Source organism: Paenibacillus sp. 2KB_20 (genome assembly GCF_052115765.1).
GTDB lineage: Bacteria > Bacillota > Bacilli > Paenibacillales > Paenibacillaceae > Paenibacillus_AQ.
In genome coordinates, this window is sequence record NZ_JBFRHH010000007.1 from 294,249 (window position 1) to 310,351 (window position 16,103).

At 47.8% G+C, this 16,103-nt stretch carries 19 protein-coding genes; all 19 read left to right on the plus strand.

All coding sequences use genetic code 11. The annotated features are described in order from the left end of the window. Positions 1–44 precede the first annotated feature (44 nt). The 19 genes from hslU to AB4124_RS20345 all read left to right on the plus strand — a co-directional run bounded on the left by hslU (position 45) and on the right by AB4124_RS20345 (position 16,100). Positions 45–1,451: an ATP-dependent protease ATPase subunit HslU gene (gene hslU, locus AB4124_RS20255; RefSeq protein ID WP_076324998.1), complete on the plus strand. Its 1,407-nt coding sequence runs from the start codon at positions 45–47 to the stop codon at positions 1,449–1,451. A 456-nt stretch (positions 1,452–1,907) separates the two neighbouring features. Then, entirely contained in the window at positions 1,908–2,315 is a 408-nt protein-coding gene (gene flgB / locus AB4124_RS20260) for a flagellar basal body rod protein FlgB (RefSeq protein WP_076324997.1), read from the plus strand. Between the two features lie 5 nt (positions 2,316–2,320). Then, complete coding sequence (gene flgC / locus AB4124_RS20265; protein ID WP_076324996.1) at positions 2,321–2,770, plus strand: flagellar basal body rod protein FlgC; 450 nt, start codon at positions 2,321–2,323, stop codon at positions 2,768–2,770. 44 nt (positions 2,771–2,814) lie between these two features. Then, entirely contained in the window at positions 2,815–3,123 is a 309-nt protein-coding gene (fliE, locus tag AB4124_RS20270; RefSeq protein ID WP_076324995.1) for a flagellar hook-basal body complex protein FliE, read from the plus strand. Between the two features lie 34 nt (positions 3,124–3,157). After that, on the plus strand, positions 3,158–4,738 hold the full coding sequence (fliF, locus tag AB4124_RS20275; RefSeq protein ID WP_379404704.1) for a flagellar basal-body MS-ring/collar protein FliF: 1,581 nt from the start codon (positions 3,158–3,160) through the stop codon (positions 4,736–4,738). Positions 4,739–4,749: 11 nt separating this feature from the next. Then, positions 4,750–5,766: a flagellar motor switch protein FliG gene (fliG, locus tag AB4124_RS20280; protein WP_071220479.1), complete on the plus strand. Its 1,017-nt coding sequence runs from the start codon at positions 4,750–4,752 to the stop codon at positions 5,764–5,766. Further along, positions 5,759–6,613 (plus strand): FliH/SctL family protein, encoded by an 855-nt coding sequence (locus AB4124_RS20285; protein WP_441974004.1) that lies wholly within the window; start codon positions 5,759–5,761, stop codon positions 6,611–6,613. The genes fliG and AB4124_RS20285 overlap by 8 nt, the downstream gene beginning before the upstream one ends. After that, entirely contained in the window at positions 6,597–7,916 is a 1,320-nt protein-coding gene (fliI, locus tag AB4124_RS20290; protein ID WP_379404699.1) for a flagellar protein export ATPase FliI, read from the plus strand. The genes AB4124_RS20285 and fliI overlap by 17 nt, the downstream gene beginning before the upstream one ends. Positions 7,917–7,925: 9 nt before the next feature. Continuing rightward, a complete protein-coding gene (fliJ, locus tag AB4124_RS20295) occupies positions 7,926–8,369 on the plus strand; it encodes a flagellar export protein FliJ (protein WP_098747053.1) in 444 nt (147 codons plus the stop codon). A gap of 39 nt (positions 8,370–8,408) precedes the next feature. Beyond that, positions 8,409–9,341 carry a kinesin gene (locus AB4124_RS20300; RefSeq protein ID WP_339266230.1) on the plus strand — a complete coding sequence of 311 codons (933 nt, stop codon included), beginning with the start codon at positions 8,409–8,411 and terminating at the stop codon, positions 9,339–9,341. A 47-nt stretch (positions 9,342–9,388) separates the two neighbouring features. After that, positions 9,389–10,732, plus strand: coding sequence for a flagellar hook-length control protein FliK (locus AB4124_RS20305; protein ID WP_441974005.1), 1,344 nt, complete (start codon positions 9,389–9,391; stop codon positions 10,730–10,732). Positions 10,733–10,752: 20 nt separating this feature from the next. Beyond that, complete coding sequence (locus AB4124_RS20310; RefSeq protein WP_098747047.1) at positions 10,753–11,406, plus strand: flagellar hook capping FlgD N-terminal domain-containing protein; 654 nt, start codon at positions 10,753–10,755, stop codon at positions 11,404–11,406. Then, positions 11,403–11,792 carry a TIGR02530 family flagellar biosynthesis protein gene (locus AB4124_RS20315; protein WP_076324987.1) on the plus strand — a complete coding sequence of 130 codons (390 nt, stop codon included), beginning with the start codon at positions 11,403–11,405 and terminating at the stop codon, positions 11,790–11,792. Before AB4124_RS20310 ends, AB4124_RS20315 begins: the two co-directional genes overlap by 4 nt. A 74-nt stretch (positions 11,793–11,866) precedes the next feature. Further along, positions 11,867–12,691: a flagellar basal body rod protein FlgG gene (gene flgG / locus AB4124_RS20320; protein ID WP_076324986.1), complete on the plus strand. Its 825-nt coding sequence runs from the start codon at positions 11,867–11,869 to the stop codon at positions 12,689–12,691. 51 nt (positions 12,692–12,742) lie between these two features. Further along, positions 12,743–12,967: a flagellar FlbD family protein gene (locus tag AB4124_RS20325; RefSeq protein ID WP_009594749.1), complete on the plus strand. Its 225-nt coding sequence runs from the start codon at positions 12,743–12,745 to the stop codon at positions 12,965–12,967. Then, the gene (locus AB4124_RS20330) at positions 12,964–13,422 is read left to right on the plus strand and encodes a flagellar basal body-associated FliL family protein (protein WP_076324985.1); all 459 of its coding nucleotides are present in this window, start codon (positions 12,964–12,966) and stop codon (positions 13,420–13,422) included. The genes AB4124_RS20325 and AB4124_RS20330 overlap by 4 nt, the downstream gene beginning before the upstream one ends. A 35-nt stretch (positions 13,423–13,457) precedes the next feature. Next, positions 13,458–14,456 (plus strand): flagellar motor switch protein FliM, encoded by a 999-nt coding sequence (gene fliM, locus AB4124_RS20335; RefSeq protein ID WP_076324984.1) that lies wholly within the window; start codon positions 13,458–13,460, stop codon positions 14,454–14,456. After that, complete coding sequence (gene fliY / locus AB4124_RS20340; RefSeq protein WP_441974006.1) at positions 14,446–15,705, plus strand: flagellar motor switch phosphatase FliY; 1,260 nt, start codon at positions 14,446–14,448, stop codon at positions 15,703–15,705. The genes fliM and fliY overlap by 11 nt, the downstream gene beginning before the upstream one ends. A gap of 29 nt (positions 15,706–15,734) precedes the next feature. Beyond that, positions 15,735–16,100, plus strand: a complete 366-nt coding sequence (locus AB4124_RS20345; RefSeq protein ID WP_006211317.1) for a response regulator — start codon at positions 15,735–15,737, stop codon at positions 16,098–16,100. The last annotated feature ends 3 nt before the right edge of the window (positions 16,101–16,103 follow it).

Here is a 16,103-nt window from a genome sequence, read left to right on the forward strand (position 1 = left end):
CCATACAGTAACATATAGCCATATCAGGGGTGGAGGTATTCGCGATGAGTAAAGAATCGATGACGCCAAGACAGATTGTATCCGAGCTGGATAAATACATCGTAGGGCAGAAGGACGCTAAAAAATCGGTCGCTGTAGCCCTTCGGAACCGCTATCGCCGGAGTTTGCTTACAGATGACGAGCGGGATGAAATCGTACCGAAGAACATTCTGATGATCGGTCCTACCGGCGTCGGCAAAACGGAGATTGCAAGAAGGCTTGCCAAGCTGGTCCATGCACCGTTCGTCAAGGTCGAGGCGACAAAGTTTACCGAGGTTGGTTATGTTGGGCGTGATGTGGAATCCATGGTACGTGATCTTGTGGAAACCGCGATCCGGATGGTGAAGCTGGAACGTACCGAGAAGGTAAAGGACAAAGCCGAGGAAATGGCGAACGAGCGGATCGTTCAGCTGTTGGCACCTTCAACCAAAGGACAGAAAAGTCAGCGCAATCCCTTTGAGATGCTGTTTGGCGGTGCCAATAACGATACCCAGGCCGAAGATGAGGATGCGGACGATAAGGACGTTAGTCTCAAAGAGAAACGGAGACAAGTTCGTTTTAACCTGCTGTCCGGTAAGCTTGAAGATGAAACGATTGAGATTGATGTCGAGGATGCTGCTCCGAACATGTTTGATATGTTTGCAGGGCAGGGCAATGATCAGATGGGGATGAACATGCAGGAAATGTTCGGTAATCTGATGCCAAAGCGCACAAAGCGCCGCAAGCTGTCCGTCAAGGAAGCCAGGAAAGTGCTGACGCAAGAGGAAGCTGGCAAGCTTATCGATATGGATGATGTCATTCAGGAGTCTATTCGTCGGGCAGAGCAATCCGGTATTATCTTTATCGACGAGATCGACAAGGTTGCCAGCCAGGGCCGTCAATCAGGTCCAGATGTGTCCAGAGAAGGTGTGCAGCGCGATATTTTGCCTATCGTTGAAGGCTCCACGATTATGACGAAATACGGGCCGGTAAAAACGGACTTTGTCCTCTTTATCGCTGCCGGTGCTTTTCATATTGCGAAGCCATCGGATTTGATACCCGAGCTTCAGGGGCGTTTTCCGATTCGGGTGGAGCTCAGCAGCTTGTCACTCGACGATTTTGTATCCATTTTGACCGAGCCGAAAAATGCACTAACCAAGCAATACGTCAATCTGCTGCGTACTGAAGATCTTGAGGTTGAGTTTTCCCCAGAAGCAATACGGGAGATCGCCCAAATCGCGGCTTCGGTTAACCAGAACACGGAGAATATAGGCGCGCGGAGACTTCATACGATATTGGAGAAGCTCCTCGAAGACCTGTCATTTGAAGCGCCTGAGTTGACGCTGGACCGCATGGTGATCACGCCGCAGTATGTCCGGGAGAAACTTGCCGGCATCGCCCAGGACCGGGATCTGAGCCAGTATATTCTGTAGTTGCATGCATATAGGTCTATCTTCCGGGTATGCGAAAGGAAATAATTGTCGATATTCATCATGACCCTACTAGCAAGTTGTCGAAGCGATTTCGCATGTTGGAAGGGATCGGGACGGATTCGTAATTTTTTGTGAATTTTATGGGTCGTAGCAGGACCTACCCTTCGGGAAAAATCGCTTAAATTTTACAGATTTAGTGGTACGATTTGCAATAATATAGAAAAAAATCGGATAAAAATGAACACAAAGCCCTTCTTTTTGGTAAAAGATAGGGCTTTTTTCTTATTGTAAAAAGTCCCAATCTTTAAGAAACTTAGTTTATGTGACATCATGTTGTCTTTTTCTACTTAAGACCTAGGTTAGTTCATACGGATTATATGATTTGTCGAAAAAAGAGGATTTAGCTAGGAAGAGTGGAATACCTTTCTGCAAAGTCCAGTCAGGAGGAATGAGCTAGTGAACCTGTTGAATAATAGTTCTTTTCAACGGCTTCAAAGCGGTTTGGATGCAGCAAATCTCAGAAACAATGTGATTGCAAACAACATCGCCAACGTGGATACTCCTCATTTTAAGAGATCCGAGGTATCCTTTGAGAGTCTTCTGAAAAAAGAAATGGATGGGGCCCAATTGTCACTTCAGGGCAGAAGAACAGATCCCAGGCATTTTGTCATTGGTCCAACCGGGGGGATTCCTGATGCTTCGGTCATGAAGGATGGCAGCAGCTCCATGAATAACAACCAGAATAATGTCGATGCAGACAGAGAAATGTCGCTGCTTGCAGAGAATCAGCTCCGTTATAATTCATACATACAAGCTGTAAATGAGCAGATTCGAATGATGCGTACAGCTATTGAAGGGAGATAGGGTTCATGAATATTAGCAATAGTTTCGGTATTAATGCATCAGCTCTAACAGCACAACGGCTTCGAATGGATGTCATCTCCTCCAACATAGCCAATGCAGAAACTACACGCGCACGAATCGAGAATGGCCAAGCCGTTCCGTATCGCCGAAAAACAGTTGTGTTACAGCCGCAGCAGGAATCGTTTGAAGGGCTTCTTAGAGCACAGATGAATGGACAGAATGTGGGACAAGGGGTAAAGGTTGCCCAGGTACGGGAAGATCAAACCCCGCTGAAACAGGTATATAACCCTACACATCCTGATGCGAATGCGGCAGGCTATGTCTTTATGCCTAACGTGGACATTACGAAGGAAATGGTGGATATGCTAGCGGCTACACGTTCTTACGAAGCTAACGTTACTGCGATAAATGCTTCGAAAGCGATGATTATGAAGGCATTGGAGATCGGTAGATAACAAGTGAAAATACATAAGCCCATATTGTAGGAGGAGAGAAAGAGATGATTCAAAATGCAATGTTCAGTGTTCAGGGCGTACAGCCGCTTCAACTGCAGGAGCAAGTGAAAAATGGAGCGACTCCTTCCGAATCGATTCGCGATTTTGGCTCTTACCTGAATGAAGCACTGAACTCTGTGGCAGCACAGGAACAAAATGCTCATGTCATGAGCGATAAATTAATGATTGGACAAGTAAACGTAGATCAGGCGATGATATCCGCCCAACAGGCTCTGTTGAGCATTCAGCTCACAACACAGGTCCGAAACAAAGTGGTAGAAGCCTATCAAGAGATCATGCGCACGCAAATCTAAATGTTTCTAGCAAAGTTTCGGATGGGGTGACAATGTGAACGAGAGAATTACCCAATATAGGGAGAGAATGACCCAGTATTGGAACCAATTCAGCAACAAACAAAAAATAATGTTAATCGCTACAATAGCATTTGTTTTGATTGCTCTAATCGTACTAACGATGCAGTTCTCTAAGACGAAGTACGAAGTAGCATTCCGGGATCTAAATTCCAGCGATGCCGCAGGAATCATCAGCCACCTGGAGACTCAAGGGATTTCCTACAAGCTGAGCGAGGATGGCAGAAGCATACTGGTTCCGAGTACGAGCGCAGCTAAAGTCCAGATTGATGTAGGGTCTCAAGGACTTGTACAGAATGGTACGATCGGATTCGAAACCTTCGAGAAGAACGCATCGGCCATCGGGATGACAGATAACGAATTCGAAGTGAAATATGTAAATGCACTGAATGGCGAAGTAGAACGACTGCTTGAGAAAATGCAGGGCGTCCAAGATGCAACGGTATTATTAAATCTGCCAAAAGAAAGTGTATTTGCCAAGAACGGAAACGAAGATCAAGCCAGTGCTTCCGTAGTTGTGCAATTCAAACCGGGCTATCGTCCTAATCAAGAAGTCATTGACGGGTACTACAACCTGGTGAAGACAGCCATTCCAAACTTGCCGGTTGAGAACATTACAATCACCAATGACGAAGTCGAGCTGCTCGCAACAGCTAAAGGCGGTCAAGGTGGATTGATGGGCAAGGTGGAAGAAAACTTCGCGCTTCAGAAAAAATTCGAAAGCGATGTTAGGCAAAATGTTCAGCAGTTTCTCTCGCAATACATGGGATCGAATAAAGTTAATGTCCTGGTTGCCTCGAAGCTGAACTTTGATCAGGTGCAGAGCAAAGAAAACATCGTAACCCCTGTTGATGAAGAAGAAATGAAGGGGATTGAGCTCAGTGTTCAGGAGATCCAGAAGAACTATTCGGGAACCAGTAGTCCAACCGGCGGAGTGGCCGGTGTAGGCGAAGAAGCTGTTCCGGGATATCCTAGCGATTCTGGAAGTGGAGAAACGAACTCGGAAGAGCTCTCCAAAACCGTTAACTATGAAGTTAACCGGATTACGAAGGATATCATAGCAAGTCCATATACTGTTAAAGATTTAACCATTAATGTGTCGGTTGAACCACCTGCCGGACAACAAACTTTGGATGATGCAACAAGAACGGCAATACAGAACATTCTGGTTAATATTGTACGAGCGTCGCTCTCGGATACAGACTCTACTTATACAGACGCTGATTTGTCCAAAAAAGTTTCGGTTATTTCACAGGTATTTAATGTAAATGCGGATGAAAATCCGAAAACCGTTTTTTCAAAACCTGTATTATGGGGGATTGGCATCGCTGCGTTAGCGTTAATTGCTGGAGGAGCCTATTTCATCATCCGCAGACGCAGACAGCAGCAGGAAGAATTTGAAGATGACATTCAGCTTCCGCCAGTTACGGAATTCCCATCGATTAATCTCGAAAGTATAACCAATGAAAGCCAGGTTCGTAAGCAGCTCGAAACCTTGGCGAAGAAGAAGCCAGATGAATTCGTGAATTTACTTCGCACATGGCTAGCTGAGGAATAGAGGTGGAAGCATTGGCTAAGGGAAATAACCAAATGTTAAGCGGACGTCAAAAAGCGGCTATACTGCTCATTACACTTGGCCCGGAAGTGTCCGCTCAAATATTTAAGCATCTTCGAGATGAAGAAATCGAACAATTAACGCTGGAGATTGCGAATGTTCGCAAAGTCGACAGTGATGAGAAAGATAGCATTATTCAGGAATTCCATCAAATTTGTCTAGCCCAGGAATACATCTCGCAAGGCGGTATTAATTACGCTAAAGAGATTTTGGAAAAGGCACTTGGACAGCAAAAAGCGATGGAAGTGATCAACAGACTGACAGCAACGCTTCAAGTAAGACCGTTTGATTTTGCCCGCAAAGCGGACCCAAGCCAAATCCTGAACTTTATACAGAACGAAAATGCACAGACCATTGCACTCGTCTTGTCCTATCTTCAATACGAGCAGGCATCCGCGATCCTATCTTCGCTTCCGCAAGAGAAGCAGGCCGAAGTAGCGCGTAGGGTTGCAGTCATGGACAGTACTTCACCAGAAGTCATCGCCCAGGTGGAACGCGTGCTGGAACAGAAGCTGTCGGCGACGGTTACGCAGGATTACACCAGTGCGGGTGGCATTGAATCCATCGTTCAAATTTTGAACGGCGTTGACCGAGGAACGGAACGAACAATCCTCGACTCCCTGGAAATCCAGGATCCTGAGCTCGCAGAAGAAATCAAGAAGCGGATGTTCGTATTCGAAGATATAGTCAACGTGGACAACCGTTCGATACAGCGTATTATCCGCGATGTCGAGAACGCCGATTTACAGCTTGCACTCAAAGTGGCAAGCGAAGAGGTACGGGATGTCATTTTCCGCAACATGTCCAAGCGTATGGCCGAAACCTTCCGCGAAGAAATGGAATACATGGGGCCGGTGCGGCTGCGTGATGTAGAGGAAGCTCAGACGCGGATTGTAAGCACGATCCGAAGACTCGAAGAAGCGGGCGAGGTCATTATTGCTCGCGGCGGAGGAGATGACATCATTGTCTAACTTGATCAAATCGTCCCACTATAAACCGATGGATGTGTTGAAAGAGTTGGATCTTGCTCGTCGTTACGCGTCACCAACCCAGGAAACGGTCGAGGAATATACTCCCCCGACTGCCGAGCCGGCTGTTGTACAGACGCTGGCTGAAGCTGAACGCTTAAAGCATGAGATGCTGAAGGATGCTCAAGAGTTTGCCGAAAGGCAAATCCGTGAGGCTTCGGAAGAGGCGGAGCGGCTGTTGAGTGAAGCGCAGCAGCAGATTGAAGCGTGGTGGGCCGAAAGAAGGCTTCAGGACGAGGATTTGTCTGAAACGCTGAAGATGGAAGGATTTAACCAAGGATACGCCGAGGGCTCAGCCAAGGCAGAACTTGAGATGAAGGAACTGATGGAGCAAGCGACTTTACAAGCAAGTGAATTGCTTCAGCTCGCCCATCAAGCTAAGGATGATTTAATTCAGGAAGCGGAGCCGTTCTTGGTGGAGCTCAGCTGCAGCATAGCGGAAAAAGTACTGGATCGTCAGCTTGCGATTGAACCTGATTTCACGCTGGAGTTGATTCGAAAGAACCTGGCACGCAAGCGGGAAAAAGGAGTTATCTCCCTTTGCGTAGCTCCTGAGCAATTCGAATTTGTATACGCAGCACGGGAAGAGCTCGGATTATCGATCGATTCTCAGGCAGAACTTCAAATTTTGCCGGATTCCACGGTTAAAGATCGCGGGTGCGTGATCAGGTCTTCCTTCGGAAGCGTGGATGCCCGCATCGATACACAGCTAGCCGAGATCAAAAAAGAACTCGTGCGGTTCGCTCTTGATGATGAGGAACGGAGAAATCAAGATGAAGAAGCTGAATAGCGCGCGGTATATGGATTATCTGAAACATCTGGACCCCGTTCGCATCAACGGCAAAGTAACGCAGGTTATCGGGTTGATGGTGGAGTCCGAAGGTCCGGATGCAAGCATCGGCGATGTTTGTTACATCTATCCCACGAAGCAATCCAAGCCGCTCAAAGCGGAGGTTGTGGGTTTTAGAGACAACAAAGTGTTGCTAATGCCTCTCGGCGAGCTTCACTCTATTGGTCCCGGCTGTGATGTAGTCGGTACCGGCAAACCCCTGAGCGTGCAGGTAGGTTCCGAACTGCTGGGCAAAGTGCTCGACGGATTGGGACAACCACTGGACGGATCTATCATTCCGGCGCGTATGCCGCATTATTCAACCCATAATGTCCCCCAGAACCCGCTCAATAGGCCGAGGGTTCAGGAGCCGATCAGCATCGGCGTCCGCGCGATTGATGGATTGCTATCTATCGGCAAAGGCCAGCGGGTCGGCATATTCGCCGGATCTGGTGTCGGGAAGAGTACTCTGATGGGAATGATCGCTCGAAACACATCTGCCGATGTCAATGTCATTGCTTTGATCGGAGAACGTGGACGCGAGGTGCTGGACTTCATAGAACGGGATTTGGGCCCCGAGGGGTTAAAACGGTCCGTCGTGATTGTAGCGACCTCGGATCAACCGGCACTCATCCGTATTAAGGGAGCCTTGATTGCTACAACGATCGCTGAATATTTCCGGGATCGCGGCCTGAATGTGATGCTGATGATGGATTCCGTTACCCGCTATGCGATGGCGCAGCGTGAAGTAGGCCTTGCTGTAGGAGAACCGCCGGCCATGCGTGGTTATACTCCGTCTGTCTTTGCAAGTCTGCCGAAACTTCTGGAACGCGCAGGCACAGGGCCAACGGGCTCGATTACCGCTTTTTACACGGTGCTGGTAGACGGTGATGACATGAACGAACCGATCGCGGATGCGGTCAGGGGGATCCTCGATGGTCATATCGTTTTAAACCGGAATATAGCGAACAAAGGGCATTTCCCGGCTATCGATGTGCTGGCTAGCATTAGCCGCGTAATGAAAGATATTTCGCCGGAGGAACAAATCGATGCTTCCGAGAACGTAAAGCGGCTGATGGCGATATACAAGGACTCGGAGGATTTGATCAATATTGGAGCATATCAACAGGGCTCGAATGCTGATATCGATGAATCGATTGAATATATCGGCCAAATATGGGATTTCACGAAGCAAAAAGTGAATGAGAAGACAACATTGAATGAGGTTCAGGAACGTTTGATTTCCGAGTTTTCAAGGAGATGACTTTGAAGAATGAAATTTCATTATGCATTCCAGAAAATCGTAGACCTGAAAAGCAACGAGAAAACGCAAGCCGAATGGATGCTGTCAAGTGCCATCGGGAAGCTGCAGGCAGAAGAGAAAAGTCTGAATGAGCTGTATGAGATGCGGGATCAAATGTATCGTGCTCAGCAGGAAGTGGCATCGCGATGCGTTCCGGTTGCTGAGATCCGAAACATTCAGGTATATGCAGAGTACTTGGAAGAATGCATTGAGCGGAAACGGGATGACATACGAATCGCTCATGTCAATGTAACGAAGAAACAAAAGGTATTGTCTGATAAGATGCTTGACGAAAAAGTGTGGTTAAAGGCAAGAGATAAATCCCAAGAAAAGTTCCGGCATGAAAGTCTCCTTCGGGAACAAAACGAGCTGGACGAGATGGCGACGGTACGTTTTGCGATCAAAGCCCGATAAGGTTTGCAAACACCGAAGGGTTATGACCGCGAAGGAGGAATGAGAGTGGCACGAAAAGACATGCCGCTTGATAAGGAAGAATCAGGCGGAGGATTTGAACGGATACTGTTGATTTTGGTACCTGCTATATTCACGATTGTTCTGCTCGGGGCGCTTGCCGTATTTTTTAGAGCCGATGTGAGGGATGGACTAATCGATGTAGCTAATAAAATTCCGGTTATCAAGAACTGGGTCCCGGATCCGGTGCTGACCCCGGAAGAGCAGAAACTCAAAGAAGCGAAGCAGCAGGAAGAAAGCGCGGAAGCAACGATTGTTGAACTCAAGAAGCAGCTTGCCGAACGTGAAGAAACATTAAATGAAGTATCAGAGCAAAAGGCAGCACAGGAAAACAAGGTGAAAGAGCTGGAAACCCAGATTGATTCGATGCAGAGCACACCGACAAGCGGTGAGACAGAAGAGGAAGACGCGTATACCAAGCAGATTCGTGAACTGTCCAAGCTCTACGCCGACATGAGTCCAAGCAAAGCCGCACCGATTATGCAAAACCTTACGCAGGAAGAAATGGTGCTTATGCTTAGTCAGATGAAGAGCAGCAACCGGGTTGCCATTCTGCAGAAAATGGATCCGAAAACGGCAGCGGATGCAACCATGATGCTTAAAGATGCTGAGACTTCTGAAGATTTGGCCATCGCGGCTTTGCAATCCAGACTCAAGAAGAACGAAACGGAGGCAGCGCAGAAGAAGTCATCCGACAATCTGGATAAAAACCAGTTGAATCAGACCTTTGCCGGAATGACACCCGCCAACGCTGCCGAGCTGCTGATGCAAACGTACAAGATCAGTCCCGCTAAGACCATGACCATTTTAAATACAGTGGATGATGCTACTCGTTCACGGATTTTAAATGCGATGTCCTCGAAAGATGCGGAGCTGGCAGCAAAGATATTGAATCGCCTGATGGGCTCTAAATAAGCTCTGAAATGAATCTCCATCCCCAGGAAAGGAGGTGAAATAAGACGATGACAATAACGGTACAAAACATGTCTCCATCCGTGAGCAGTCCCTCGGGAAGCGGAAAGACAAGCGCGGCGGGTCAAACGACAGCGGCTGTTTCCTTTGATGCGACACTGGCTTACCAGATGAACAGCAGCGGTAACAGCGCTTCAACAACTTCGACGGAAGTCGCTGCCAAGCTGGAATCCTTGCTTGCGCAGTATTCTTCGGAAACCGATGCATCACTTGAAGGCTTGATGGAATTGCTCCAAGGTTTGCTGCAGGAGCTGGACACCATGGATCAGGCATTAATGGAGGATCCCTCCCTTTTGCAAGAGCTGCAGAACTGGCTAACGCAAGCGAATCTTATGCTGAGCGGAGCTTCTCCTCAAGCACAAGAAAATTCGGATGGGAATGAGATATCTCCATTGGCTTCCAGACCAGAGACCATTCGATTTGCAGTACAGGATACGATCAGCCAGCTGGCATCGATGCTGTCCAAATCTGGTCAGGTGGATCTGACTACCGAAGCTGCTGTAAAACAGCTTGTCCAATCTTTCCATAGTCTGCTTGGTCAAGGAACAGGGACCGGGGAGAGTAAGGCAAGCGGCAGTTTTGATAACATTCTGGCCCAAAAGCAACCGGATGCCTTTCAGTCTAACGTATCCACGAATACTTCAGGACAGTCGGCTTCATCACAAACAACGGGCCAAGCGAATGCCAAGTGGTCATCGCTGACGTCAAGTACCGACGTTGATGGTACAGCAACTGAGTTCGTGATTAACGAAGGCGATTCGCTGTTGGAGCAAGGAACGGTCACTGCCGGTCAGCTAGCCCTGCGTTCAGGTACGCAAGTTGCAGTAAAGCCTGCAGCTCCGCCGGTGCCTGTTGAGAACTTTGGAAGCGAAATGACTTCCTTCATTATTAATAAGCTCGAAATCGTGAAACAAACCGGTTTTACGGAAGCGAGAATCTCCTTGAATCCGGAACATCTGGGTCAAGTAGATATCAAACTTACGATGCAGAATGGCCAATTAATCGCCCAGTTCATGACACGTTCGACGGATGCTAAAGAGCTGATTGACCAGCAAATGGCACAGCTTCGAAGCGCATTGCAAGCTCAAGGGCTGCAGATCGAGAAAATTGAAGTTACGCAGAGCAGCCAGCCTTCCAATGCGAATCTTTATCAAGACGGCCGTCAGCCTGGATCAGGCCAGCAGCAGCCGCAGCACCGCTCAAAGGAGAAGGATAGACCTTCCGATGATGCCGTGCTGGCCGCAAATCTGACGGAAGAATTGAACGATTGGATTGCTGAGCATCAAGCCGACGATGAACTTGTACAAGCAGGAACATTTACCGCGAAAGCCTAACAGTGAGGAGGTGAGCTTGGATGGCAACTAATCCGGTATCTACGAAAAATATGTGGCCCAACTATGCTAAAGGGAATGTCAGCAGTAAAAACGGAAACGGCCAGGAGCTTGGAAAGGATCAGTTCTTGAGCATCCTGATTACGCAATTAAGGCACCAGGATCCGCTTCAGCCGATGCAGGACCGGGAGTTTATTGCCCAAATGGCCCAGTTTACTTCCCTGGAGCAGCTGATGAATATCAATACTCAATTAACGGCGATGAGTCAGTCTCTGGGCGCTGCTTCAAGTTTGATCGGTAAACAGATCAGCTGGATGTTCAAGCCGGAGGATGGTTCGGAGTCCGTCATGAAGAGCGGTATCGTAGATTCCATCATTGTTCGTGAAGGCGTCCATTATGCCAAAGTCGGTGACAGTGAAGTATCGCTTGACCAGATTGTGAAAATCGAGAACGCTGTAACCGAGAATGATCCAGATGCATTGAATTCAGGTCCGACAGATCCTGAAATAAACAATCCGGGTCCTTCTGTACCTGACACCAGTAATCAGGGCCCAACAGATCCTGTAACAAACAATCCGGATCCTTCCGTACCCGAAACAGGCAATCCCGATCCGTCAGTTCCTGAAGCCGGAGATCCCGGACAAGGGGGAGAAGAGCCTGGGGGAACAGCGCCATGAGTGACCGCATGATGATAGGCCATCTATACCCTGGAAAAATACATCCCGCGGCTCTTCATAATGAGCGAAAGATAGGACAAGCTCAGGCTTATCCACCCGCCGGGACGTTCCAGGAACTTTTAAATGAGAATCTGCTTAAAATCAGCAATCATGCGGCGAAGAGACTTCAGCAGCGCGGCATTGAATTAAAGGGTGATCAGCTTGCGCAGATCCAGAGCGCGGTGGACAAAGCTGCTGCGAAGGGGAGTAAGGAATCACTCATTCTGATGAAGGATATGGCTCTCATTGTAAATATTCCGAATCGGACCGTGGTCACTGCGATGGATGGTAAAGCGATGAAGGACAACGTATTCACGCAAATTGATAGTGCAGTTATTATCTCATAAATCTGGCTGGCCCGTGAGGAAGCCAGGCGGCCGCTGATCGACAGAAGCGGTCCATAACAAAAGGAGGAAAATCGATGTTAAGATCCATGTATTCCGGTATTTCCGGAATGAGAGGTTTCCAAACCAAGCTTGATGTCATTGGTAATAACATTGCCAACGTAAACACAGTTGGGTTTAAAGCGGGACGTGTCATGTTTAAAGATATTCTCAGCCAAACGATGTCCGGTGTTACACCGGGAACCGACGATCCTACCGGTGGTGTAAACGCGAAGCAGGTCGGTCTTGGTGTATCGATCGGCTCGATCGATACATTGCATACTCCAGGTAGCGCAATGACAACCAATAATCCGACGGACCTGAGAATTGACGGAGACGGATTTTTCATGGTGAAGCTTAGCGAGGATCAAGATATGGCTTTCTTGACCCGCGCAGGTGACTTTCATGTAGACGTAGCGCGTAACCTGGTAACTTCGGACGGTATGCTCGTTCTTGATTCGAACGGTGATCCTATCCAGTTGGACGATGATGTAACGGCATTCACGATTGCGCAGAATGGCGCCATCATTCAGAAGATGAGTGACGGGACAACGGAAGAGGGAGCCATCATCGGCGTTGCGAAAATCCCGAATCCGGAAGGCCTGGAGAAAATCGGCGGCAATTTGTATCGCGTAACTCTGAATGCAATCCCGGACGGCGATTTGGATGCCGTAAGGTTTGAAGCGAACAACGCCGAAGAAGGAACCGGGGCTATTATTGCTGGTCAGCTCGAGATGTCCAACGTTGACCTGACCAGCGAATTTTCGGAAATGATTGTCTCACAGCGCGGCTTCCAAGCCAACTCCCGGATTATCACGACTTCGGACGAAGTGCTTCAAGAAGTTGTCAATCTGAAACGATAAGGATGGAGAGGGAGGGGGAGCCCCCTCCCTCATTAAACAAGGAGGCTGTCCATGATATCGGTAACGAGGTTAAATGGTTCGCAGTTGTGGCTTAACGCGCTGTTGATAGAAATGGTTGAGGAGACTCCTGACACCTACATTACTTTGATTAATGGAAAGCGCATGATTGTGCTTGAAAGTGCAAATGAAATCATCGCTTCCGTTAAGGCTTATCATCACGAGGTAGGCATTCATCAAGCTACCATTAAAGTGCAGCAATTGGAGGAACCTTCATGAAAAAGATGCTCCCCTGGTTAATTACGATCCTGTTATCTATTACGTTGATTGTTGTAGCGATTTTCCTATTGTCGGACAAATTCGATAACAGTAAAAGTCAGGCTTCGGCTAATGCAGCGGCTTTATCCAAGTTGTCAGCCGATGAGATCGTCAAGATGACCTCGGAAATCACCGGGATCAAGACGAATCTCGCTGATCCTGAACATATTGCCCAGATGGCCTTTGCTTTTCAGCTTAATGACAAAAAAGCAAAGGAAGAATTCGATAAAATCAAGGAGATTAAAATCAAACCGATTATTATCAAAACGTTGGCCGACACGAAACCCGAGTTGCTTAATGACTCCAAAGGGCGCGAACAGTTTATTGGCAAGCTGCAGAACCTGATCAATAAGTCGTTAACGTCCGGGCAGTTAATTCAAATCGAAATGACAGAAGTAATGATCGTAGGTATCTAGACTGTTCGTCGGACGACCTGTAAGGGGGTGAGTAGATGGTTGATGTTTTATCGCAGAATGAGATCGATGCCTTATTGGCCGCTCTATCTTCAGGGGAAATGGATGCTGAAGAACTGAAAAAAGAGGAAACGCAAAAGAAAATTCGTTCTTATGATTTTAAGAGGGCACTCCGGTTTTCCAAGGATCATATTCGGAGCTTGACCCGCATTCACGAGAATTTCGCACGATATCTGACTACTTATTTCTCAGCGCAATTACGTACTTTTGTGCAAATCAATGTGGTGCAGGTTGAACAGCTTCCATATGATGAATTTATTCGCTCCATACCCAAAATGACAGTTCTTAATATATTCGAGGCGGAACCGCTTGTCGGGCGTATGGTGCTTGAGGTCCATCCGAACATTGCTTACGCGATGCTGGACCGTTTGCTGGGAGGAACGGGTATTGCTCCTTCTTCCGTCAGCTCGATGACCGAAATCGAGACAATCATCATGGAGCGCATTTTCAGCCGGGCATTCGATAGTCTGCAGGAAGCGTGGAAAACGGTGCTGGACATCTCACCGCGCCTTGAGGCATTGGAAACGAATCCGCAATTTATGCAGATCGTTTCTCCGAACGAAACCATTGCGCTAATTTCCCTTAGCACCAAAATCGGCGATACCACGGGGATGATTAATCTGTGTATCCCGCATGTGGTGCTGGAACCGATCATGTCCAAGCTATCGGCGCATCAGTGGTTTATCTCGGAGAAAAAAGCGAGTGTTCCAGAGGAAGTAGATGCTCTTAAGCAGCGTGTAAGTAAAGCCAAGCTTCCGATTGTTGCCGAGCTGGGCGTTTCACAGCTTACGGTGTCCGAATTTTTAGGACTGAGTGTCGGCGACGTCATCTCATTAAACAAACCGATGCATGATGGACTTTCCATAAAGGTTGGGGACAGATTAAAGTTTATTGGCAGTCCCGGAACGATAAAAGACCGGGTTGCTGTACAAATCGATGAAATTGTCATCGAAGGAGCTGAAGAATTTGACGAGTAAAGACTATTTATCCCAGGAAGAAATCGACGCTTTGTTAAAACAGTCGGAAATGGCATCACCAGCATCAATTCCTTCGGCGGCGACTGTCGATGATGTATTAACACCTCTAGAGCAGGACGCGCTTGGTGAGATTGGTAACATTACCTTTGGAAGTGCTGCAACCGCTCTGTCTACCTTGCTGGGCAAAAAAGTGGATATCACGACACCCAAAGTGTCGATCATTAAGCGAAGCGAGTTTGAGGAAGAATTTCCGAAGCCGCATGTAGCGGTACATGTTACTTATGTGGATGGATTTGAAGGAATTAACTCTCTAGTCATTAAAACACGTGATGCTCAGGTCATTGCTGATCTGATGTTAGGCGGGGAAGGCAACCCCGTGGAAGAGGAACTCAACGAGATTCATATCAGTGCCGTTCAGGAAGCGATGAACCAGATGATGGGCTCTTCCGCAACGAGCATGTCAACGATTTTTAACCGATTTGTCAATATATCGCCGCCAGGCATTGACATTCTGAACATGGCCAATGGTGAAGGGGTTAACAACCTTCCGCCGGATGAAACATTGATTAAGATTTCATTCCGATTAATTATCGGTGACCTTATTGATTCAACCATTATGCAGCTGCTTCCCGTTCATTTTTCCAAGGATATGGTTCACATGCTTATCAACGGGACGGAAGAGCCGCAGCCTGCGAAGCAGGAAGCCGCGCCGACGGTGGAAGCACCTGTCAGTACACAGGAACCGGCTCAAGCACCGGCTAACCCTGCTAATGGCAATGACATGGGCCAAGGATTCGACTACGGACAAGGCTACGGCCAGCCAGTGCAAGGACAGGGAGGACAGATCCCGCAATCCATGCCATATGGACAGCCGCAGATGCCTTACCAAGGGCAGCCGCAACAGTATGGCGGCATGCCAAATCGCAATGTGAATGTACAGCCCGTACAGTTCGCTAATCTGCAATCTGCGCCATACACCCAGGTGGATGAAAACAATCTGAACTTACTGATGGACATTCCCCTTAAAGTCACCGTAGAATTAGGGAGGACTCAAAAGCAAATTAAGGATATCCTGGAAATGTCACAAGGTTCGATCATCGAGCTGGACAAGCTTGCCGGTGAGCCTGTAGACATCCTTGTCAATCATAAACTGATTGCCAAAGGCGAGGTCGTTGTCATCGATGAGAACTTTGGTGTACGCGTGACGGATATCGTAAGCCAATGGGACCGGATTCAAAAATTACAATAGCACAAACATTTTAGGGAGGATTTTTATCAATGGCTAACCGAATTCTGATTGTGGACGATGCTGCATTTATGAGAATGATGATCCGTGACATATTGGTCAAGAACGGATTCGAGGTTGTGGGAGAAGCGCAGGACGGTGCGCAAGCAATCGAGAAATTTAAAGAACTTCGTCCAGATCTGATTACGATGGATATTACGATGCCGGAAATGGATGGTATCGCAGCGCTGAAAGAGATTAAAAAAGTCGATGCCAACGCAAAAGTCATTATGTGCTCTGCCATGGGCCAACAAGCGATGGTTATTGATGCGATTCAAGCTGGAGCCAAGGACTTTATCGTTAAACCGTTCCAATCGGACAGAGTCATTGAAGCCATCAATAAGACGCTTGGCGTATAAGGA